Raw genomic sequence first — 19,057 nt, 5'->3', positions numbered from 1 at the left:
CCGTTTTGGGCCGGGGCCGTCCGGTTGACAAGACCGGCCGGCTCCGCGAACCCGACATGATGGAATTGATGCTCGCCGATGCGCTGGTGCTCGCGCAGGTTCTGATGATCGACCTCGTCCTCGCGGGCGACAACGCGATCGTCATCGGCCTGGCCGTGGCGCGGCTACCCAAGGCGCAGCAGAAACAGGCGATCCTGATCGGCGTCGCGGCGGCAACCGTGATCCGCATCGCCCTCGCGCTGGTCGCGCTCCGGCTACTGGCGATCATCGGGCTGACGCTCGCGGGCGGCATCCTGCTGCTCTACGTGGTCTGGAAATCCTGGCGGGAGTTCAACCGCCGGCCGGATGAGGCGGCAAGCGAAGCCCCTGGCAAGCTGCGCGACGCGGCGCTACGGATCATCATCGCCGACATCTCGATGAGCCTCGACAACGTTCTGGCGGTCGCGGGGGCGGCGCGCGACCACCCCGCCCTGCTCGCCGCCGGCCTGCTGGTTTCGGTGGTGCTGATGGGCATCGCGGCCAACTTCGTCGCACGTCTGCTCACGAAACGGCGCTGGCTGGTCTGGGTCGGGCTCGCGATCGTCCTATATGTCGCACTTGAGATGATCCATGGCGGCATCCTTCAGGTAGCGACGCATCTGGGCTGGCACCTTCCGGGCTGGTTCGGATGAGCGAGGCCGCGGTCGAGATTTCCAGCGGCGCGGACGGACCGGTGATTGCCCTGACCGGGCCGCTCACCGCCTCCGCGCTGACCGAGGCCTGGCCCCGCGCCATTGCCGTCGCCCGCGCGGCACAGGGGGTGATGACGCTCGACCTCTCGCGCGCGGCACGGATCGACACATCGGGTGCGGCCCTGCTGCTCGCCCTCGAACGCGGCCATGCGGGAGAAACCCGCTGGCAGGGGGTGACGCCGGCGGCCGAGGGCCTGATCGCCCGGCTGCGCGCCGCCCTGCCCGAGACCGGCACGCCACCCTCACCGCGCGCGATACAAACGCGGGGACCGCTGCGGACTCTCGGCGTGCGCATCGCCTTTTTCGGCGAAACCATTCTTGCCACGGCTGGCCTGCCGGGGCGGCGGCGCTTCCTGCGCGGCGGCAATTTCTATCGCATCACCGAGCGCGCCGGCGCGCAGGCGCTGCCACTGGTGATCATGCTCGGCTTTCTCATCGGCATGATCCTCGCCTTCCAGTCAGCGATCCCGATGCGCCAGTTCGGCGCCGATATCTACGTCGCCGCCCTGGTCTCGCTCTCGCTGTTCCGCGAACTCGGCCCGCTGCTCGCCGCCGTCATTCTCGCCGGGCGCACCGGCTCGGCCTTCGCCGCCGAACTCGGCACGATGATGGTGAACGAGGAGGTCGCGGCGCTGACCACGATGGGGATCGACCCCGGCACCATGCTCGTCATTCCCCGGATGGCGGCGGCGATGCTGGTGATGCCGGCGCTCGCCCTCGGGATCGACGTGTCTGGCGTGCTCGGCATGGGCTTCGTGATGGGCATTCTCGGCTTTCCGCCCTCGGCGATCGTCGCGCAGATGCAGATGGCGACCAGCCCGCACGACGTGCTGCTCGGGCTGATGAAATCGGTTGTCTTCGGCGCCGCGGTCGGGCTGATCGGCTGCCGCGCCGGGCTGACCGCCGGGGGCGGGCCGCGCGCGGTGGGCGAGGCCGCGACCTCGGCGGTGGTGGGCGGCATCGTCGCGACCATCCTGCTCGACGGGCTGTTCGCGGTGATCCTTTACAGGCTCGGCCAGTGAACGCCGACGCGCCGGCCATCCGCGTCGAAGGTGTGGCGCAGAGCTTCGATGCGCGGGTGATCTTCCAGAACGTAAGTTTCGAGGTCGCGCGCGGCGAGGTATTCGTCGTGCTCGGCGGCTCGGGCTGCGGCAAGTCCACCCTGTTCAAGCAGATGATCGGGCTGCTCCGCCCAACCGAAGGGCGGATCAGCGTCGCCGGGCACGACACGGTGACGGAGGTTGAAGCCGTCCGCCGCGAGATCGGGGTGATGTTCCAGTCCGGCGCGCTGTTCGGCTCGATGACGCTGCTGGAGAACGTGATGCTGCCGCTCACCGTCTTCACCGACCTGCCGGCCGCCGCCCGCGCCGAAATCGCACGGGTGAAACTCGCGCTGGTCGGCCTCGCGGAGGCGGCGAACCGGCTGCCGGCGGAGATTTCCGGCGGCATGGCCAAGCGCGCCGCAATCGCCCGCGCGCTCGCGCTCGACCCGCCGATCCTGTTTCTGGATGAGCCCTCCGCCGGGCTCGACCCCATTACCGGCGCCGGGCTCGACCGGCTGATTCTCGACCTGCGCGCCGCCCTCGGATGCACCTTCGTCGTGATCACCCACGAACTCGCCTCGATCTTCGCGATCGCCGACCGCTGCCTGATGCTCGATCGGGACGCGCGCGGCATGATCGCGCTCGGCGTGCCGCGCGAGCTCCGGACCGAGGCCGCGCATCCGCGCGTGCGCGCATTTTTTAACCGCGAGGAGGATCCCGCATGAGCCGGATCACGGGAGAACGCTGATGGAACCCAGAGGCGCCGCGCTGCGCACCGGCCTGTTCGTGATCGGCGCCGTCGTCGTGCTGATCGGGCTGGTCTTCCTGCTGTCTGGCAACATGTTCCAGCGCGGAGCCGTCTACGAATCCTATTTCCGGGAATCGGTCCAGGGGCTCGATGTCGGCTCGGCGGTAAAGTTCCGCGGCGTGACCATCGGCAAGGTGACCGCCATAGCACTTGTCGCCGCCGAATATCCGCCGCCCGATCAGAAGAACCTCAACCGCAAGGTCTATCATCAGGTGGTGGTCCAGTACCGGATCGACCCGAGCAAGCTCGGCCGCGATGCCGACATCCGCGAGGCGATCCGGCACGGGCTGCGCGTGCAGGTCGCACCGCAGGGCATCACCGGCCTTGCCTATCTCGAACTCAGCTTCGTCAACGCTCAGACCAATCCGCCGCAAACCGTGCCGTGGACGCCGCATCACCTTGTCATCCCCTCGGTGCCGAGCACGCTGACCGAGGTGCAGGACGCGGTTCAGGGCCTGCTCAACAACATGCGCAACGTGAAGCTCGGCCAGACGATCGATACCCTCACCTCGATGATCAGCACGGTGAACCGCGAACTGACCACCGGCAGCGCTCATGACGCGCTCGTCAATGCCAACGGCCTGCTGGTCGAGTTGCAGCAGCAGGTCAAGCTGGCCGACCTGCCGGCGACGACCCGCTCGATGCGCACCCTGGCCGACGGCACGCAGACCCGCGAAATCCTGCAGCAGCTCGAAGCCACCAGCACGGCACTTGCAAAGGCAAGTGCGGCGATGCCGGCGCTGGTTGCCCAGTCGGAGGCAACGATCCGCCACGCCAACGAGGCGACAGCGACGGTCGAGCGGCAGATGCTGCCGATCCTGCAATCGCTGAAGCAGGCATCGGCGAATCTCGAAGACCTGTCCGATACGCTGAAACGCAATCCCGCCGCCGTGCTGCGCGGCCGGGAACCCCCGAGAGAGACGCCATGACCCCGATCTCCCGCCGCCTCGCCCTCGCAGCCCCGCTGGCGCTTGCCGGCTGTGGCACGGTGCTGTCGGAACAACCCTACCGCCCGCGCATCGACTGGCCGCTCGCTCCGCCTCCGGATCTCCGGGCGGCATCCCGCCCTTCGCGCAGTGTGGTGAAGGTGCATGGCCTCGATGCCGGCCCGGTGCTGACCGATCGCGGGCTGATCACGCTCGAAGCCAATGGCAGCATCCATCGTGGCTACTACAATCGCTGGGCCACGGCGCCGGCGGATGCGGCGACCGCCGCGCTGATCGCCTGGCTCCAGGCCTCGGGCGATTTCGCCGCGGTGGTCGGGGATGGATCATCGGTGACGGCGGACCTGACCGTGGGCGGCACGCTCGATACGCTGCTCGCCGCGCCCGCGCGAGGCGAGGCCCGCGCGGCGCTGACCCTTGTCATCGCAAAGCCGGTCGGCATCGGCGACAGGCCGCTGGCGCAGCGGCGCCTTGCCGCCTCGGCGCCGCTCGTTGGCATAACGCCGGAAGACCTGGTTGCGGCGCAGCGCGGCGCCCTCGCCAGCGTGCTGCGTCAGGCAGTCACCCTGGTCGGGCGGTTCCGGTAATCGCGGCCGCTCAACCCTCTTCCGGCGTGTTCGGATCAAGAGTGGCGACGATCGGCGTGGTGCGCGTGAGGATTTGATAAGGCTGCTGCTGCTCGTTCGGAACCGGCTCACGCACCCGCTGCCGCCAGACGCCGAAGCCGACGGCGGCAAGTGCGGCGAGCGCGAGAAAGATGAACAATCCGCCCGGGCCGGTCCGTGTCATCGCAATGGCTGCGATCACCGGCCCGATCGCGGCACCGATTGAATAGACCAGCACAAGACCGCCGCTTGCGCCCACGCGCTGCTCGGGGTCCAGAAAGTCGTTGGTATGGGCGACGCAAAGCGGATAGAGGGTGAAGACAAGCCCGCCGAACAGCAACCCCAGCGCATCCACCACCCCGGGCGGCCATATCGGCGCGCCGAGTATCACGCTGACGATCCCTGCCCCGGCGAAGGTGCCGATGATGACCTTGCGGCGGTCGAACCGGTCGGAGAGGCGACCTATGGGAACCTGTAGCACGACGCCTCCCATGATCACCACGCTCATGAACAGCGCGGTTTGCGACCGGGCCATGCCGAGCCCATGGGCGTAGATCGCGCCGAGCGCGTAGAAGCCGCCCAGCATCACCCCGGTCATCGCCGCCCCGAAGATGCCGAGCGGGGAAATCCGGTAGAGCCTGAGGAAGGAAAGCGGCGTCGAAACGCCCAGTACCGGCCCGGGAAGCCGGGTCAGCGCGATCGGGATCACGGCGAGCGACAACAGGATCGAAGCTGCGATGAACGGCAGCGCCGGGGCGCGATTGCCGAGGTCGAGCAGGAATTGCCCGGCCCCCTGCCCGGCATAGAGCGCCACCATGTAGAAGGCGAGAATGGCGCCGCGGGTCTGCGGCGTCGCTCTTTCGTTCAGCCAGCTTTCGATGCAGATGAACACGCCGGCGAGGGATATGCCCTCGACGAAGCGCAGCACCGCCCAGAAGCTGAAATCCTGCCAGATCGTGCATGCCAGCGTGCTCGCAGAGAACAGCGATACGAAGGCGGTGAAGGCGCGAATGTGACCGACCCGCTCGATGATCCGCCCCGCGCGGAGCGCGCCGAGTGTGAGCCCGGCGAAATAGGCGGTGCCGATCAGGCCGATCAGCAACTGTGTCGTCCCGGTCGCCTCGAGCCGCAGGCTCATCAGCGTCGAGAGAAAGCCGCTGCCGGCCATCAGCATGAAGATGGAAAGAAGCAGGCTGCGGACGGAAACCAGCGAAGCAACCATCAGATCTTACCTTCCTGCCTCGCAGCGCCGCGGATTCGCGACGGAAAACGATGCTCCGTCCCGAAAGCTGAACTTCGGCCTAGGCGCGGATTTTGCCGTGGTCAATGCCGCGTGCGCGGGTCAGATTCGCACGGATACGCGATCAGGCAGCCGCACGAAGCTTCCGACCTTCGCCATCCTCCACCGCTCGACATTCCACCAACTCCCCATGCAGGGCACGGATCGCGTCATCGAACCGGTCGGCATCCAGAATGAACTGGATATCGACATTGCGCATCTGATGCTGCATCGCCTTCACCCCGATTCCCGCCGCGCCGAGCGCGCCCAGCGCGCGGGCGACACAGCCCTCCTCGCTGAGATCGCTGCCGATCAGCGCGACCATGGCCAGGCGTGGCGCCGAGACCTCGGCATTCGGGAAGCGCGCCTCAAGATCGGCAATCACCCGCCGAACCGTCGGCCCGCCGGCGGCGAGGTAGTGGGTGATGGTGTTGGCGTTGGACGACTTGCTGACGATACGCGCGCGGTGTTTCGTCAACGTGTCGAGGATTGCGGCGTCATAGCCCTTCTTGCCGACCATGTCCTGCTCGAAGAACTGCAGCGCGCGGACCTCGCGGATGCCGGTGACGATCTCGATGCGCGGCGCGGCAGAGACGTAGTCGGCGCAGATCAGCGTACCCTCGTCGTGCCGGTCGAACGTATTGCGCACCCGCAGCGGGATGCCCGCCTGGCGCAGGCCACGCGCCGCCCCCGGGTGAATGGCCTCGACGCCGAGATTGGCGAGCTGGTCGGCCACGTCATAATTGGTGCGGCCGATCTTGCGCGCCTTGCCGACGCCGACGACCTTCGGATCGGCGCTGGAGAGATGAAACTCCTTGTGGATGATCGCCTCGCGCGCGCCGGTGAGCACGGCGAGCCGGGCAAAGGTCATCTCCGTATAGCCGCGGTCGTATTTGCGGACCATGCCATCCGCGCATTTCGCGTAGCCGGTGACGATCGGCAGGGTGGTCGCGAGATCGAGCCCGTCCAGCCCGGTGCGGATCCGCTCCTCGAGGTCGAAATTGCGCCCGTCCTGCCAGCCGGTCAGGTCGACGAAGGCTGCGTTGACGCCACGGGCGCGCAGCAGCAGGGCGGTATTGTGCGCGCTATGCGCCTCGCCAAGCCCGGCGAGCAGCTCGCGCAGGGTGGCGAGCGGTTCGTCGAGCCGGAAATGCCCGTGGCCGCGCAGGCTGTCGAGATCGTCGAGGCAGGCGCGGGTCTCGCTCATGCGGGAAGCGACGAAATCGTCGGCGACGGCGCGCTCCGCCGTCGTGCCGAATACCTCCTCGTTGCGGGCGCGCATCGCGGCGGCGACCGCTTCCAGCGCGTCGCGCCAGTCGCCCTTGTCGCCATCGGCGGCGAAGCTCGCAAAGAGCCCCGGCGGCTTCGCGGCATCGGTCTTCTTCTTCGGCTCCAGCAGCAGATCGGTGATCCCGCCATAGGCCGAGACCACGAAGATCCGCTGGTAGAGATCGCGGCCGGCGCGGCCGGCGATCAATACGTTGCCGACAACCGCGTCCGTCGCCGTGATCGACGTGCCGCCGATCTTCTCGACACTCGGGGCAATGCTCATGCCGCGCGCTCGCGCCGCACCAGCGGACCCGCCACGATATCCACAGTCCGAAAATCGCGATCGGCGATGAATTCAGGCCGCCGCGTCTTCGGGCCGAACGGCTCGACCAGGCTGTTCGCCTTCGCGTTGAACACGAAAAACGCGTTCGAGCGCGGGAAGGGCGTGATGTTGCCGTTCGAGCCATGCATCGTGTTGCAGTCGAACAGCACCACGGTGCCGGCCTTGCCGGTCGGCGCGACGATGCCATGATCGCTGGCGAGCGCCGTCAGCATCTCGCGGTCGGGCACGCCATATTCCTGCTTCTTGAGCGAGGCGCGGTAATGGTTCTCCGGCGTCTCGCCGACGCAGGTGAGATATTTGCGGTGCGAGCCGGGAATGACCATCAGCGGGCCGTTATTCGCGGTGTTCTCGGCCAGCAGGATCGACATCGACAGAGCGCGCATCCGCGGCATGCCGTCCTCGACATGCCAGGTCTCGAAATCGGAGTGCCAGTAGAATTCCTTGCCATCGAAACCCGGCTTGTAGTTCAGCCGCGACTGATGAATGTAGACATCGTCATCCAGCAGGAAGCGCGCCACCCCGGCAATCCGCGAATCCGCGGCGAGACGGCCGAGCAGTTCGTTCTGCGCGTGGATCGCGAAGATCGAGCGCACCTCGTCGCTGCCGCGCTCGGTGATGATGGTCTCGCGGTCGAGCCCGGCGGGATCGGCCAGCAGGTCCATCGACCCGGATTGCAACAGCGCGATCTCGGCCGGATCGAACACGTTCTCCAGCACGAGATAGCCGTTGATGTCGTAGAACCCCGTCTGTTCGTCGCTCAACGGGGCACCGGGCGCCCAGCGCCCATGCACCACCGGATCATAGCGCGGCAGCAGCGAGGGGGTGGGTTCGCGGCGCGACGGGTAGAGATCGTCCATTGTCTGTTCTCCCACGTTTCGTTCGTTGCGGACCAGGATCTCAGGCGGCCTTGCCGACCGGGGCGGGCGGATAGGCGCCGGATGCGTCATGCACTTCCTGGCCGGTAACCGGCGGGTTGAACACGCAGGCGGTGACGATATCGGTCTTGGGCCGGACCACGTGGCGGTCGTGCTTGTTGAGCACGTAGAGCACGCCCGGCTTCAGCTCGTGCGTCTCGCCGGCGTCGAGATCCTCGATCGTCCCTTCCCCGCTCAGCACGAAGACCGATTCGAGATGATGCTTGTAATGCATCCGCAATTCCTTGCCCGCGTACATCGTGGTGATGTGGAACGAGAAACCCATGCCGTCGTCGCGCAGCAGCATGCGCACGCTGTCCCAGCCATCGGTGACGACCTTTCGCTCGGAGGCCTGCGCCTCCTTCAGAGTCCGGATGATCATGTTCTGCTCCTTGCTTGCTGTCGCCTGGCGTTATTCGGCGGCAATGCTGTAGGTGGGCGCGGCGGCCTCATCGACGGCGGTTTCGAGAATGTCGAGCCCGGCCGCCAGAAGGTCGTCATCGATGGTGAGCGGCGCCAGCACCTTGACGATCTCGCCATCGGCGCCGCTGGTCTCGATCACCAGCCCCTCGCGGAAGGCGATGCCGGTGATGCGGTCGGCCATCTCGCCGGTGCCGACATTGATGCCCCGCATCATGCCGCGACCGCGCGTGCTCATCCCGTGCCGCGCCGCGATCGCATCAAGCCGGCGGCCAAGCAGGTCACCGCGCCTCGTGATGTCGGCGGCAAAGGCGCCGTCGCTCCAGAAATGGCGGATCGCGGCGGCGGCGGTGACGAAGGCGTGGTTGTTGCCGCGGAAGGTGCCGTTATGCTCGCCGGGCTTCCACTGGTCGAGTTCCGGGCGGAACAGGGTCAGCGCGAAGGGCGACCCGATGCCGGAGAGCGACTTCGCGAGGGTGATGATGTCGGGGCGGATGCCCATTTCCTCGAAACTGAAAAAGCGCCCGGTGCGGCCGCAGCCGGCCTGGATGTCGTCCACGATCAGCAGCGCGCCGTGGCGCTTCGCGAGGGCGGCGATCTTGCGCAGCCATCCGGCGGAGGCGGCGTTCAGCCCGCCCTCGCCCTGCACCGTCTCGACGAGGAACGCCGCCGGCGCATCGAGGCCGGAGGAGCCGTCGGCAAGGCGCTGCTCGATCAGGTCGGCGGTATCGATCTCCGGGCCGTAATACCCGTCATAGGGCTCGTGGCTGACATGAGCGAGCGGCACGCCGGCGCCGCCGCGCTTGCCCTCGTTGCCGGTGCAGGCGAGCGCGCCGAGCGTCATGCCGTGGAAGCCGTTGGTGAAGGCGATCACGGTCTGCCGTCCGGTCACCTTGCGGGCAAGCTTTAGCGCGGCCTCGACCGCGTTGGTCCCGGTCGGGCCGACGAACATGGCGCGATAGTCCATGCCGCGTGGCTTCAGGATCACGGTCTCCAGCGCGTCGAGGAAATCGGCCTTGGCGTCGGTATGGAAATCGAGGCCGTGAGCAATGCCGTCGCGGGCGATGTAGTCGATCAGGGCCTGTTTCAGCACCGGATGGTTGTGGCCATAATTCAGCGACGAGCAGCCGGCGAGGAAGTCGAGATATCTTCCGCCCTGACTGTCATGCAGCCAGGCGCCTTCGGCCCGCGTGAACTGCCGCGGGATCGCGGTGCAGTAGCTCCGCACCCGCGACTCCATGCGCTCATAGATCGCGGTATCCGGCTTGCGCCGGGAAGGGCGCGGCAGGTCGGTCATATGATGTCCTTTCATGCTTGGTCGCTGGCGGGTCGGGGCAGGCCGATCGTCACCTCGAACTCTGAGTCGTGGCGGCCGGCGAAATGCGTGGCGCGGTCGAACCGCACCGCGCGGACGAAGGAAGCGCCGCGCCGTCGGGCGAGGCTCTCGAACAGCCGCCACGAGGCCGTATTCCCTTCGGTAATGGTCGTCGCAAGGGCGCGGACGCCGGCCATCGCCGGGCGATCGAGCAGCGCGTCGAGCATCTGCCCGCCAAGGCCGATGCCGCGCGCAGCGGCCGACACCGCGACTTGCCAGACGAAGATACGCGATGGGTCGGAGGGCGGCAGATATCCCGAAATCCACCCCACCACCGTCGCCTCGCGTTCCGCGATCACGCAGGTTTCGGCGAAGTCCGTGCATTGCAGGAGGTTGCAATACGCCGAGTTGAGATCGAGCGGCGGGCAGTCCGCAATCAATGCGGTCACCGCCGGACCATCGGCAGCGGTTGGCCGACGCAACGACACCGCGCTGCCGCACGGTGCCGCAAGATGATCGATATGGCCCAAAATTATTTTAACCTCCGAAGCAGTATTATGTCGTATGATGCCGCGCTCGGCGACCCTGCTTGCGATAGGATAAGAAATCTTGCGCCTTTTTCAAGTTTTTTATGAATTCGTTCAACCGGAGGTCGTCAGAATCCCAGAAATATTCTTCGCATAATGAAATATATTGCGGTTGCAAATGTCAGGCTTCTGGGGCTCCATCAGCCGCATGGACGAAGTTCTCACCAGCGCGACCTTGCGTGCGATCCGCCGCATCCTGCGTGCCACCGACCAGGGCAGCCACCGCCTCTATGCGGCAACGGGGCTGACCACCTCGCAGTTTCTTGTGTTGCAGGAAATCGACCGCCGGGGCGATGCGACGCCGGGGGCCATCGCCGCGGCGCTTCAATTCGGCCAGGCGACCATCACCAATATCGCCGACCGGCTCGTTGCCGCCGGGCTGATCTCCCGCCGCCGCGGCGAGCGGGACAAACGCCAGGTGATCATGGCCGCGACCGAGGCGGGCCGCGCCGCTCTCGCCCGGGCGCCGGACCTGTTGCAGGAACGTTTCCGCGATCGGTTCGAGACGCTGCCGCTCTGGGAACAGGCGATGATCCTCGCCGCGCTCGAACGCGTCGGAACGCTGCTCGATGCGGCGGAAATCGATGCCGCGCCGCTGATCGCCGCCGGCGCCATCGACCGTGCCGCCGGCCCGTCACCAGGCTGACGCCCGGCCGGCGACACGGTTCAAAAATGCGGGCGATGGACCCGGTCGGCCGCCGAGCGGCAGCGGGAACCCTATCCCGCCTCTTCCTCGCGGAAGATCGCCTTGGCCATGCGGAAGGCGGAATTCGCCGCCGGCACCCCGGCATAGACGGCGACCTGCATCAGCGCTTCGGCGATTTCCTCCCGCGTCGCCCCGGTGTTGCGGGTCGCGCGCAGATGGAGCTTGAACTCTTCCTCGCGCCCGAGTGACGCGGTGATCGCCAGCACCAGCAGCGAGCGCATCGCCCGCGGCAGGCCTGGACGGGTCCAGACCTTGCCCCAGGCGGTTTCGGTGATGAAGCGCTGGAAGTCGCGGTCGAATTCCGTCGCCCCGTCCAGCGAGCGGGCGACATGGGCGGGGCCGAGCACCGCCCGGCGCACGCCGAGCCCGGCCTCATAGGTATCGCCGCCGCTGCGGGCGGCGAGGAAATCCAGCATCGCGCGGGTAACCTCGGCGGGCTTCTCCACGGTGGGGATATGCGCGGCATTCTCGATGACCACGAAACGCACATCCGGCGCGCCGCCCTCGGCCAGCGCCGTCATCAGCGCCTGCGCGCTGGCCACCGGCGTCGAAACATCGCCATCGCCGACCAGCACCAAGGCCGGCACCTTGAGCCGGCGGGTCGACGGCGCGAGATCGGCCATCGCGATCGCCATGGCGCAGCCGGCATAGCCATCGACGCTGGTGCCGCGCAGCATCGCGCGCAGGCCGCGCGCCGGCGGCGCGTCGATGAAGCCTGGCGTCACCCAGCGCGCCAGCACGCCGTCCTCGATGGCGCCCATCCCGTGCGCGCGCAGGTTCGTCACCCGCTCACGCCAGGATTCCAGCGAGGGGATCGCCATCGCGGTGTCGCAGAGCATCAGCGCCTCGGTGCGGCCGGGATGTCGCGCCGCAAACTCCTGCGCGATCATCCCGCCTATCGAGATACCGCCGATCACCGCAGCCCCGACACCAAGCGCATCGAGCACCGCGGCGACATCACCGGCCAACAGCGCCATCGTGTAGTCGCCCGGCGTCGATTCGGTGAGGCCGTGGCCGCGCATGTCGGGGCGAATGACCCGGAAGCTGCGGGCAAGCGCCGCCACCTGGTCGTCCCACACCCTGTGATCGGTCCCGAGCGAATGCAGCAGCACCAGCGGCGGCGATCCATCCCGCCCATCGATCCTGACATGAACGTTGATGTCACCCGCCGTCACGAACATCGCCTGCTCCCTTCGTCGCCTCGTTGCAGCGCGGACCATAGGACCGGCGCGCGGCATCCGGCAACCGTCAGCACCCCTTGATCGGCGCACCGACCCACGATCTTGTCATCAATGTGTCACGATACTGTCATCGCCACGCCATGCAGTCGCGTTAACTGGCTACGCCAACTTCAGCCAAAGGGACTTCTCATGAAACGTCGCACCCTGATCGCCTCGGCCCCGGCCACGGCGCTGGTCGCCGCCACCGCGCGCGCCGCCGCCCCCACACGGGTCGTACTCTGGCACGCCATGGGCGGCGCGCTCGGCGACAAGCTGCAGTCGATCGTCGACGCCTTCAACAAGAGCCAGACCGATTTCGCGGTCGAGGCCGTCTACAAGGGTTCCTACCCGCAGGTGCTGACAGCCACCATCGCCGCCTGGCGCGCCGGCAAGGCGCCCTCGATCGCCCAGGTGTTCGATGTCGGCACCGCCGACATGCTCGGCGCCGGCCGCGCGGTGGTCGATGTCTACAAGCTCGCCGAAATGACGGGCGTCGGCATCGAACCCTCGACCTACATTCCCGCCGTGCGGGGCTATTACAGCCTGAATGACGGCAAGATGGGAGCCGCTCCGTTCAACTCCTCGACCGCGCTGATGTGGATCAACGAGGACGCCTTCGAGAAGGCCGGGCTCGACCCGAAGGCCCCGCTCGAGACCTGGGACGACGTGATCAAGGCCGCCCGCGCGATCAAGGCGAAGGGTGCCGCGGAAATCCCGGTGATGACCTCATGGCCGACCTGGGTGCATTTCGAGCAGTTCGCCGCCATCCACAATGTCGAATACGCCACGCTGAATGACGGCTTCGGCGGCCCGAACCCGAAACTGCGGCTCGACTCGCATCCCTTCGTGCGCAATCTCGACACGCTGCTGACGATGCAGAAGGACGGCCTGTTTCACTATGAGGGCCGCGACGGCAAGCCGAGCCCGATCTTCTACGCCGGCAAGGCCGCGATCACCTTCGACAGCTCCTCGATCTACGGCCAGCTGGTGAAGAGCGCCAAGTTCCGCTTCGCCAACGCCTACCTTCCCTATCATCAGTCGATCATCAAGAGCCCGATCAACTCGATCATCGGCGGTGCCGCCTTCTGGGCGATGACCGCGCCGGGGCGCGGCAAGGCGGAATACGAGGCCGTGGCGCGCTTCTTCAAGTTCATCTCCGAGCCGCAGAACGATGCCAGCTGGGCCGAGGCCACCGGCTATGTGCCGGTGACGCTGGCGGGGAACGACTACATCGCCAAGCAGGGCTTTTACGCAAAGCAGCCGGGCGGCGACCTCGCGGTCAAGCAGCTCACCCGCACGGAGCCGACGAAGTATTCGCGCGGCATCCGCCTGGGCGGCATGCCGGAAGTCCGCGTGATCATCGAGGAAGAATGGGAAAGCGCGATCCAGAACGGCACGCCGGCCCACAAGGCGCTGGCGCGCGCCCAGCAGCGCAGCCAGGCGGTGGTCAACCGCTTCGCCCGCGCCCTGCACGGCTGATCCAGCCGGCGCGATGGAGAGACGCACCCTGTTCGACGGCCGGCTGCTGCCGGCCGTCCTGGTGGCCCCACAGCTCGCCATCACGATCCTTTTCTTCCTGCTTCCCGCCTGGCGCGCTTTCTCCGAAAGCGTCCAGGCGACGGACGCCTTCGGGCTGAACACCACCTTCGTCGGCCTCGCCAATTTCGGCTCGCTGCTGGGCTCGCCGGTCTATCAGGCGGCGCTGCTGCGGACCGTCGTGTTCTGTGCGGCGGTCACCGTGCTGTCGATGGCGGGCGGCCTTGTGCTGGCCTGTTTCGCCAATCGCGGCATCCGCGGCCAGGCGGTCTATCGCGTCCTGCTGATCTGGCCCTACGCGATCGCACCGGCGCTGGCCTCGGTGATTTTCGTCTTCCTGCTCCAGCCGCAGATCGGGCTGCTCTCCAACGCGCTTACCCGGCTCGGCATCGATTTCAACTACGCCACCAACGGCAACGATGCGTTCGGCCTGATCGTGCTGATCGCCGCCTGGAAGCAGGTGAGCTACAATTTCATCTTCTACCTCGCGGGCCTGCAATCGGTGCCCGCCTCGGTGATCGAGGCGGCGACGCTCGACGGCGCGCGGGGGTTCTACCGGTTCCGCACCGTGATCTGGCCGCTGCTCGCCCCCACCACCTTCTTCCTGCTGGTGATCAACACCGTCTACGCTGCCTTCGACGCCTTCGCCCTGATCTTCGCACTCACCGGCGGCGGCCCCGGCAGCGCGACGACGACGCTGGTGGTCAAGGTCTATCGCGACGGGGTGATCAATCTCGACCTCGGCGGCTCGGCCGCGCAATCGGTCATCCTGATGGCGCTGATCGTGGTCCTCACCACGGTCCAGTTCCGCTACACCGGCAAGCGCGCCACATGAACCGCAGGCCCGACTATCTTGCCCATGCCGTGCTCATTGTCGGCGTGCTTATCTTCATCTTCCCGATCTGGGTCGCCTTCGCCGGCGCCACCCAGTCGGCCGGGGCGATCAACCGCGGCGACCTGTCGCTGATCCCGCGCCTCTCGGGCCTGCCCGTCTTCATAAATGCGCTCGGCTTCGGCAACACCGCAAAGGGCGGCGTGCCGATCTGGCACATGATGATGGTCAGCGCGCTGATGGCGCTCGGCATCGCCATCGGCAAGATCGCGATCTCCTCGATCTCGGCCTTCGCCATCGCCTTCTTCCGCTTTCCCTTCCGCATGGTCGCCTTCTGGCTGATCTTCATCACCCTGATGCTGCCGGTCGAGGTGCGGATCATCCCGACCTATTCGGTGATGTCGGATTTCCACCTGATCAACACCTTCACCGGCCTGACCATGCCGCTGATCGCCTCGGCAACGGCGACGCTGCTGTTCCGCCAGGTTTTTCTCGCGGTGCCGGATGAACTGGTCGAGGCGGCGAAGCTCGACGGCGCCGGGCCGATGCGCTTCTTCTTCGACATCCTGCTGCCGGTTTCCGGCGCCAATCTCGCCGCCCTGTTCGTGATCCTGTTCGTCTATGGCTGGAACCAGTATCTCTGGCCGCTGCTGGTCGCGACCAACGGGCGGCTCGACACGATCGTGCTCGGCATCGTGCAGATGATCACCTCGGACCAGCTCACGCCCTGGAACCTCGTCATGGCGGCGACCATCCTCGCCATCGTGCCGCCGGTCTTCGTCGTGGTGGCGATGCAGCGCTGGTTCGTCGCCGGCCTCACCGAAGTGGACAAGTAATGGCAACGCTGGAACTGCAGGGACTGACCAAGAGCTTCGGCAGAACAACCGTGCTGCACGGCATCGACCTGCGCCTCGCGGATGGCGAGATGCTGGTCATCGTCGGCGCGTCGGGCTGCGGCAAATCCACCCTGCTGCGCCTCGTCGCCGGGCTTGAGGCGCCGAGCGGCGGCCGCATCCTGCTCGACGGGCGCGACATCACCGCTGTCGATCCCTCGAAGCGCGACATCGCCATGGTGTTCCAGAACTACGCGCTCTATCCGCACATGAGCGTGTTCGACAACATGGCCTACGGGCTGAAGCTGAAGGGCATGGCGAAGGCCGAGATCGCCCGCCGGGTGGAGGATGCCGCCGACACGCTCGGGCTTTCGGAACTGCTCGGCCGCAAGCCTCGCGCTCTCTCCGGCGGCCAGCGCCAGCGCGTCGCGATGGGGCGCGCCATCGTGCGCGAGCCGAAACTGTTCCTGTTCGACGAGCCGCTCTCCAATCTCGACGCCAGGCTGCGCGTGCAGGTGCGCGCCGATATCCGCAAGCTGCAGAAGCGCCTCAACGTCACCAGCCTCTACGTCACCCACGACCAGATCGAGGCGATGACGCTCGCCGACCGGCTGATCGTGATGCACCAGGGCCGTGCGGCGCAGATCGCCCCGCCGGTCGAGGTCTTCGCCCATCCGGCCGATACCTATGTCGCCGGTTTCATCGGCGAGCCGGCGATGAATTTCTGCGCCGCCCGCCTCGGGCCCGAGGGCCGCAGCGCCCGGCTGGATGCCGGGCCGGAAATCGCGCTGCCCGCCGGCTCGTGGGGGAACGAGGGCGCGGGTGTGACGATCGGCATCCGCCCGCAGCACGTGGCCCTCTCCACATCGCCCGACGCAATGCGCGTGGCGATCGACCTCGTCGAGCCGCTTGGCTCGGAAACCCTGCTGCACGGCCATCTCGCCAATGGCGAAGCTTTCGCGATCCGCGTCAGCGGGCCGGCGCCGGACGCCGCCGAACTCGGCGCCGACCTGCCCGCAGAACAGCTCCATGTTTTTGACGGCGAGTCCGGCCGGCGCCTCGCGCCAGGCTGACCGTTCAGGCTTTCGGCAGCCGGCCCATCGCGAAGAATTCCGGGTTGGGCTGCATCCCGGCCATGTTGGCGAGCCGGTTCGACATGGCAAAAAACGCCGCAATCGCGCCGATATCCCAGATCTCGTCGGCGTCGAACCCCTGTTCGTGGAGTGCGGCGTGATCGTCCGGCCCAACCATGTCCGACCCGACTTAAACAGTCAAACCCGGAACGATACGGTATCGTAAGTTGAGATCTTTGATTTCACTCGAGATTTTCGTAGGCACGTCGGGATTTTGCAAAAACGTGGTGCTAAATAATTGCGTAAATTGCTTCTTTTAACTTGATTTATGATTGGTTTTCGGCTGCCAATTCGGCATGTTCGTGCGCGAGAAGCGAATCAACGGCTACAGCTACCTTTATCTGGTCGAGAGCGTCCGTGAGGACGGGCGCAGCAAGCAGCGCATCATCAAGAACCTGGGCCGGAAGGAAGTCGTCCTGGCCGATGGAGGTCTCGACCGCCTCGCCGCCTCGATCGCGCGCTATGCCGACCGTGCCTCGGTCCTGGCCCAGCTGGCGGCAGGCAATCCGGACGGGCTGAGCTGCAAGCGGATCGGCGCGCCGCTGTTGTTCGGCCGACTGTGGCAGGAGAGCGGGATCGCTGCTGTGTTCGAGGAGCTGCTGGCCGGGCGGCAGTTCGAGTTCCCGGTCGAGCGCGCGGTGTTCGCCACCGTGCTCCACCGGATCATGGTCTCGGGCTCGGATCGCGCCTGCGACAAATGGCTCGAGGATTACGACATTCCCGGCACCGAGGAGCTCGGCCTGCATCACCTCTACCGCGCCATGGCCTGGCTCGGCGAAGAGCTGCCGGACGAGGAACAGGGGGATGCCACGCCCTTTGCGCCACGGACGGTGAAGGATCTGGTGGAAGAGCGTCTCTTCGCCCGACGGCATGATCTGTTCACCGACCTCTCGGTCGTGTTCATGGACACCACCTCGCTGTATTTCGAAGGTGCCGGCGGCGAGACGCTGGGCGCGCGGGGCCACTCCAAGGATTACCGCCCACAGCTCGCGCAGATGATCCTCGGCGTGGTGATCGATCAGGACGGAAGGCCAATCTGCACCGAGATGTGGCCAGGAAACACCGCCGATGTCTCGGTGCTGGTGCCGGTGATCGACCGCCTGCGGTCGCGCTTCGGCATCGGCCGGGTCTGCGTCGTCGCCGATCGCGGCATGATCAGTGCCGCGACGATCGCCGCGCTGGAGGAGCGCGGGCTGGAATACGTGCTCGGCGCAAGGGAACGCACCGACCGCATCGTCCGCGAGGTGGTGCTGGCCGATGAGCGCCCCTACACCCCGCTCTGCCTCGAGCGCGCCGGTGGCGACGAGACCCAGCTCTTCATCAAGGAGGTCAAGGTCGCGGGCAAGCGCTATATCGTCTGCCGCAACGAGGCGGTGGCCATCGAAGAGGCCGAGACCAGGCGCAAGGTGGTCGCCGCCCTCGATCGTCAGCTGACGCGCGGCGATAAGGCGCTGATCGGCAACTCCGCCTATCGCCGCTTCCTGCGCCCGGTCAGTGACGCAAAGCCCGGCCGCAAGCACAAGCTGTTCGAGATCGACGCCGGCAAGCTCGCCGAGGAAGCCCGCTTCGACGGCGTCTTCGTGCTGCGCTCCAACGCCCGGATTTCACCGCTGCAGGCGGTGATCCGCTACCGGGACCTGCAGAATGTCGAACGGCTGTTCCGTGTCGCGAAGGCGACAATGCGCACCCGGCCAATCTACCATTCCTCCGACGCCGCCATCCGCGGCCACGTCTTCTGCTCGTTCCTCGCGCTGATCCTGCACCAGGCGCTCGACGAAAAACTCCGCCGGGCCGGCAAGCGCGTCGAATGGGCCGATCTCCTGCGTGATCTCGACCGCCTCCAGGAGGTCACCATCAGCAAGCGCGGGCAGCAGATCGTCCTGCGCACCCCAGCAACCAACTCGATCGGGCCGATCTTCAAGGCCGCCGGCGTCGCCCTGCCAGCCAACGTGCGAGACGCATCCGCTTCCTGATCCAAATCCTCCCGAAAGCCGCAGGGTGTGGTGCTAAGAAACCACGCGCCCACAATACATGGCTGTTTTCATTGGACTATTTTCAGGTCGCTGTTCAAGTCGGGTCCGAGGCAGTCGCGACCTTCATCGCGTAATCGATCATCGCGCGCTGGCGCGGGGCGAGCCGCGCCTTGCCCGGATTGACCGCGAGCCGGTCGGCGATTTCCGGATCCTTCGCATAAATCCGCAGGATCGCCCCGTGCGCCACCACGCAATAGAGGCAGTGATTGGCGCCCGAGGTTGCGACCACGATCATCTCGCGCTCGGCCTTGCTCAGCCCGGCCGGGCGGAGCATCAGCGCATCGTGATAGGCGAAGAAGGCGCGGAACTCGTCGGGCCGGTGCGCGAGGGCGAGGAACACGTTGGGCACGAAGCCCGCCTTTTCCTGCACCGCGAGGATCTTCTCACGGATATCAGCGGGAAGCGCGGCGAGGTCGGGCACCGGGAACCGGCTGATCGCGTCATGCTGCATGTCGTTCATCGGCATTGCCCCCTTCGGCGGATTGGGTCCGCTTCCCCCGGCACAT

20 protein-coding genes and 1 pseudogene are annotated in these 19,057 nt (G+C 66.8%); 11 read left to right on the top strand and 10 right to left on the bottom strand.

What is annotated here, in order from left to right:
• Positions 1-56: 56 nt before the first annotated feature.
• Genes ACIDOCELLA78_RS000000100735 through ACIDOCELLA78_RS000000100715 form a run of 5 tightly spaced genes read left to right on the top strand, consistent with a single transcriptional unit; the run spans position 57 to position 4,113 of the window.
• On the top strand, positions 57-671 hold the full coding sequence (locus ACIDOCELLA78_RS000000100735; protein ID WP_201727956.1) for a YjbE family putative metal transport protein: 615 nt from the start codon (positions 57-59) through the stop codon (positions 669-671).
• On the top strand, positions 668-1,753 hold the full coding sequence (locus ACIDOCELLA78_RS000000100730; RefSeq protein ID WP_201727955.1) for an ABC transporter permease: 1,086 nt from the start codon (positions 668-670) through the stop codon (positions 1,751-1,753). The genes ACIDOCELLA78_RS000000100735 and ACIDOCELLA78_RS000000100730 overlap by 4 nt, the downstream gene beginning before the upstream one ends.
• Positions 1,750-2,499: an ABC transporter ATP-binding protein gene (locus ACIDOCELLA78_RS000000100725; RefSeq protein WP_201727954.1), complete on the top strand. Its 750-nt coding sequence runs from the start codon at positions 1,750-1,752 to the stop codon at positions 2,497-2,499. Before ACIDOCELLA78_RS000000100730 ends, ACIDOCELLA78_RS000000100725 begins: the two co-directional genes overlap by 4 nt.
• Positions 2,500-2,521: 22 nt before the next feature.
• Entirely contained in the window at positions 2,522-3,511 is a 990-nt protein-coding gene (locus ACIDOCELLA78_RS000000100720) for an MlaD family protein (protein WP_201727953.1), read from the top strand.
• Complete coding sequence (locus ACIDOCELLA78_RS000000100715; protein ID WP_201727952.1) at positions 3,508-4,113, top strand: ABC-type transport auxiliary lipoprotein family protein; 606 nt, start codon at positions 3,508-3,510, stop codon at positions 4,111-4,113. The genes ACIDOCELLA78_RS000000100720 and ACIDOCELLA78_RS000000100715 overlap by 4 nt, the downstream gene beginning before the upstream one ends.
• A 10-nt stretch (positions 4,114-4,123) precedes the next feature.
• Here ACIDOCELLA78_RS000000100715 and ACIDOCELLA78_RS000000100710 read toward each other — a convergent pair whose 3' ends face one another.
• The 6 genes from ACIDOCELLA78_RS000000100710 to ectA all read right to left on the bottom strand — a co-directional run bounded on the left by ACIDOCELLA78_RS000000100710 (position 4,124) and on the right by ectA (position 10,159).
• A complete protein-coding gene (locus ACIDOCELLA78_RS000000100710; protein WP_201727951.1) occupies positions 4,124-5,353 on the bottom strand; it encodes an MFS transporter in 1,230 nt (409 codons plus the stop codon).
• A 142-nt stretch (positions 5,354-5,495) separates the two neighbouring features.
• A complete protein-coding gene (locus ACIDOCELLA78_RS000000100705; RefSeq protein WP_201727950.1) occupies positions 5,496-6,962 on the bottom strand; it encodes an aspartate kinase in 1,467 nt (488 codons plus the stop codon).
• A complete protein-coding gene (gene thpD / locus ACIDOCELLA78_RS000000100700; RefSeq protein WP_249675172.1) occupies positions 6,959-7,894 on the bottom strand; it encodes an ectoine hydroxylase in 936 nt (311 codons plus the stop codon). Before thpD ends, ACIDOCELLA78_RS000000100705 begins: the two co-directional genes overlap by 4 nt.
• A gap of 25 nt (positions 7,895-7,919) precedes the next feature.
• A complete protein-coding gene (locus ACIDOCELLA78_RS000000100695; protein ID WP_201727949.1) occupies positions 7,920-8,318 on the bottom strand; it encodes an ectoine synthase in 399 nt (132 codons plus the stop codon).
• A 30-nt stretch (positions 8,319-8,348) separates the two neighbouring features.
• Positions 8,349-9,653, bottom strand: coding sequence for a diaminobutyrate--2-oxoglutarate transaminase (ectB, locus tag ACIDOCELLA78_RS000000100690; RefSeq protein WP_201727948.1), 1,305 nt, complete (start codon positions 9,651-9,653; stop codon positions 8,349-8,351).
• 11 nt (positions 9,654-9,664) lie between these two features.
• Positions 9,665-10,159 (bottom strand): diaminobutyrate acetyltransferase, encoded by a 495-nt coding sequence (gene ectA / locus ACIDOCELLA78_RS000000100685; protein WP_201728055.1) that lies wholly within the window; start codon positions 10,157-10,159, stop codon positions 9,665-9,667.
• Between the two features lie 247 nt (positions 10,160-10,406).
• Here ectA and ACIDOCELLA78_RS000000100680 point away from each other — a divergent pair, with 247 nt between their 5' ends.
• The gene (locus ACIDOCELLA78_RS000000100680; RefSeq protein ID WP_249675168.1) at positions 10,407-10,904 is read left to right on the top strand and encodes a MarR family winged helix-turn-helix transcriptional regulator; all 498 of its coding nucleotides are present in this window, start codon (positions 10,407-10,409) and stop codon (positions 10,902-10,904) included.
• Between the two features lie 71 nt (positions 10,905-10,975).
• On the opposite strand, the gene pcaC is transcribed toward ACIDOCELLA78_RS000000100680, so the two are convergent.
• On the bottom strand, positions 10,976-11,380 hold the full coding sequence (gene pcaC / locus ACIDOCELLA78_RS000000100675; protein ID WP_374223234.1) for a 4-carboxymuconolactone decarboxylase: 405 nt from the start codon (positions 11,378-11,380) through the stop codon (positions 10,976-10,978).
• Positions 11,378-12,145 (bottom strand): annotated as a pseudogene (locus ACIDOCELLA78_RS000000100670) (alpha/beta fold hydrolase); the annotation flags it as partial. The gene pcaC and the pseudogene ACIDOCELLA78_RS000000100670, both read right to left, overlap by 3 nt.
• Positions 12,146-12,334: 189 nt before the next feature.
• Here ACIDOCELLA78_RS000000100670 and ACIDOCELLA78_RS000000100665 point away from each other — a divergent pair.
• Genes ACIDOCELLA78_RS000000100665 through ACIDOCELLA78_RS000000100650 form a run of 4 tightly spaced genes read left to right on the top strand, consistent with a single transcriptional unit; the run spans position 12,335 to position 16,458 of the window.
• Entirely contained in the window at positions 12,335-13,663 is a 1,329-nt protein-coding gene (locus ACIDOCELLA78_RS000000100665) for an extracellular solute-binding protein (protein ID WP_201727946.1), read from the top strand.
• Between the two features lie 13 nt (positions 13,664-13,676).
• Complete coding sequence (locus tag ACIDOCELLA78_RS000000100660) at positions 13,677-14,555, top strand: ABC transporter permease subunit (protein ID WP_201727945.1); 879 nt, start codon at positions 13,677-13,679, stop codon at positions 14,553-14,555.
• The gene (gene ugpE / locus ACIDOCELLA78_RS000000100655) at positions 14,552-15,388 is read left to right on the top strand and encodes a sn-glycerol-3-phosphate ABC transporter permease UgpE (RefSeq protein WP_201727944.1); all 837 of its coding nucleotides are present in this window, start codon (positions 14,552-14,554) and stop codon (positions 15,386-15,388) included. Before ACIDOCELLA78_RS000000100660 ends, ugpE begins: the two co-directional genes overlap by 4 nt.
• Positions 15,388-16,458: an ABC transporter ATP-binding protein gene (locus ACIDOCELLA78_RS000000100650; RefSeq protein WP_201727943.1), complete on the top strand. Its 1,071-nt coding sequence runs from the start codon at positions 15,388-15,390 to the stop codon at positions 16,456-16,458. The genes ugpE and ACIDOCELLA78_RS000000100650 overlap by 1 nt, the downstream gene beginning before the upstream one ends.
• A 4-nt stretch (positions 16,459-16,462) precedes the next feature.
• Here ACIDOCELLA78_RS000000100650 and ACIDOCELLA78_RS000000100645 read toward each other — a convergent pair whose 3' ends face one another.
• The gene (locus tag ACIDOCELLA78_RS000000100645) at positions 16,463-16,636 is read right to left on the bottom strand and encodes a hypothetical protein (RefSeq protein WP_249675166.1); all 174 of its coding nucleotides are present in this window, start codon (positions 16,634-16,636) and stop codon (positions 16,463-16,465) included.
• Between the two features lie 178 nt (positions 16,637-16,814).
• Between ACIDOCELLA78_RS000000100645 and ACIDOCELLA78_RS000000100640 the strand changes: the two genes are divergently transcribed.
• Positions 16,815-18,491 (top strand): IS1634 family transposase, encoded by a 1,677-nt coding sequence (locus tag ACIDOCELLA78_RS000000100640; RefSeq protein ID WP_201727475.1) that lies wholly within the window; start codon positions 16,815-16,817, stop codon positions 18,489-18,491.
• Between the two features lie 94 nt (positions 18,492-18,585).
• Here the strand turns inward: ACIDOCELLA78_RS000000100640 and ACIDOCELLA78_RS000000100635 are convergent, their stop codons facing one another.
• Positions 18,586-19,011 carry a peroxidase-related enzyme gene (locus tag ACIDOCELLA78_RS000000100635; protein ID WP_249675164.1) on the bottom strand — a complete coding sequence of 142 codons (426 nt, stop codon included), beginning with the start codon at positions 19,009-19,011 and terminating at the stop codon, positions 18,586-18,588.
• Between the last annotated feature and the right edge of the window lie 46 nt (positions 19,012-19,057).

It is taken from the genome of Acidocella sp. C78, assembly GCF_907164655.1.
This window is presented reverse-complemented; position numbering and strand designations above follow the sequence as displayed.

Coding starts and splice junctions, on each gene's coding strand:
- ACIDOCELLA78_RS000000100735 (WP_201727956.1), top strand. CDS start 57: ATGATGGAATTGATGCTCGCCGATGCGCTGGTGCTCGCGCAGGTTCTG.
- ACIDOCELLA78_RS000000100730 (WP_201727955.1), top strand. CDS start 668: ATGAGCGAGGCCGCGGTCGAGATTTCCAGCGGCGCGGACGGACCGGTG.
- ACIDOCELLA78_RS000000100720 (WP_201727953.1), top strand. CDS start 2,522: ATGGAACCCAGAGGCGCCGCGCTGCGCACCGGCCTGTTCGTGATCGGC.
- ACIDOCELLA78_RS000000100715 (WP_201727952.1), top strand. CDS start 3,508: ATGACCCCGATCTCCCGCCGCCTCGCCCTCGCAGCCCCGCTGGCGCTT.
- ACIDOCELLA78_RS000000100710 (WP_201727951.1), bottom strand. CDS start 5,353: ATGGTTGCTTCGCTGGTTTCCGTCCGCAGCCTGCTTCTTTCCATCTTC.
- ACIDOCELLA78_RS000000100705 (WP_201727950.1), bottom strand. CDS start 6,962: ATGAGCATTGCCCCGAGTGTCGAGAAGATCGGCGGCACGTCGATCACG.
- ACIDOCELLA78_RS000000100695 (WP_201727949.1), bottom strand. CDS start 8,318: ATGATCATCCGGACTCTGAAGGAGGCGCAGGCCTCCGAGCGAAAGGTC.
- ectB (WP_201727948.1), bottom strand. CDS start 9,653: ATGACCGACCTGCCGCGCCCTTCCCGGCGCAAGCCGGATACCGCGATC.
- ACIDOCELLA78_RS000000100680 (WP_249675168.1), top strand. CDS start 10,407: ATGGACGAAGTTCTCACCAGCGCGACCTTGCGTGCGATCCGCCGCATC.
- pcaC (WP_374223234.1), bottom strand. CDS start 11,380: ATGCTGGATTTCCTCGCCGCCCGCAGCGGCGGCGATACCTATGAGGCC.
- ACIDOCELLA78_RS000000100665 (WP_201727946.1), top strand. CDS start 12,335: ATGAAACGTCGCACCCTGATCGCCTCGGCCCCGGCCACGGCGCTGGTC.
- ACIDOCELLA78_RS000000100660 (WP_201727945.1), top strand. CDS start 13,677: ATGGAGAGACGCACCCTGTTCGACGGCCGGCTGCTGCCGGCCGTCCTG.
- ugpE (WP_201727944.1), top strand. CDS start 14,552: ATGAACCGCAGGCCCGACTATCTTGCCCATGCCGTGCTCATTGTCGGC.
- ACIDOCELLA78_RS000000100650 (WP_201727943.1), top strand. CDS start 15,388: ATGGCAACGCTGGAACTGCAGGGACTGACCAAGAGCTTCGGCAGAACA.
- ACIDOCELLA78_RS000000100645 (WP_249675166.1), bottom strand. CDS start 16,636: ATGGTTGGGCCGGACGATCACGCCGCACTCCACGAACAGGGGTTCGAC.
- ACIDOCELLA78_RS000000100640 (WP_201727475.1), top strand. CDS start 16,815: ATGTTCGTGCGCGAGAAGCGAATCAACGGCTACAGCTACCTTTATCTG.
- ACIDOCELLA78_RS000000100635 (WP_249675164.1), bottom strand. CDS start 19,011: ATGAACGACATGCAGCATGACGCGATCAGCCGGTTCCCGGTGCCCGAC.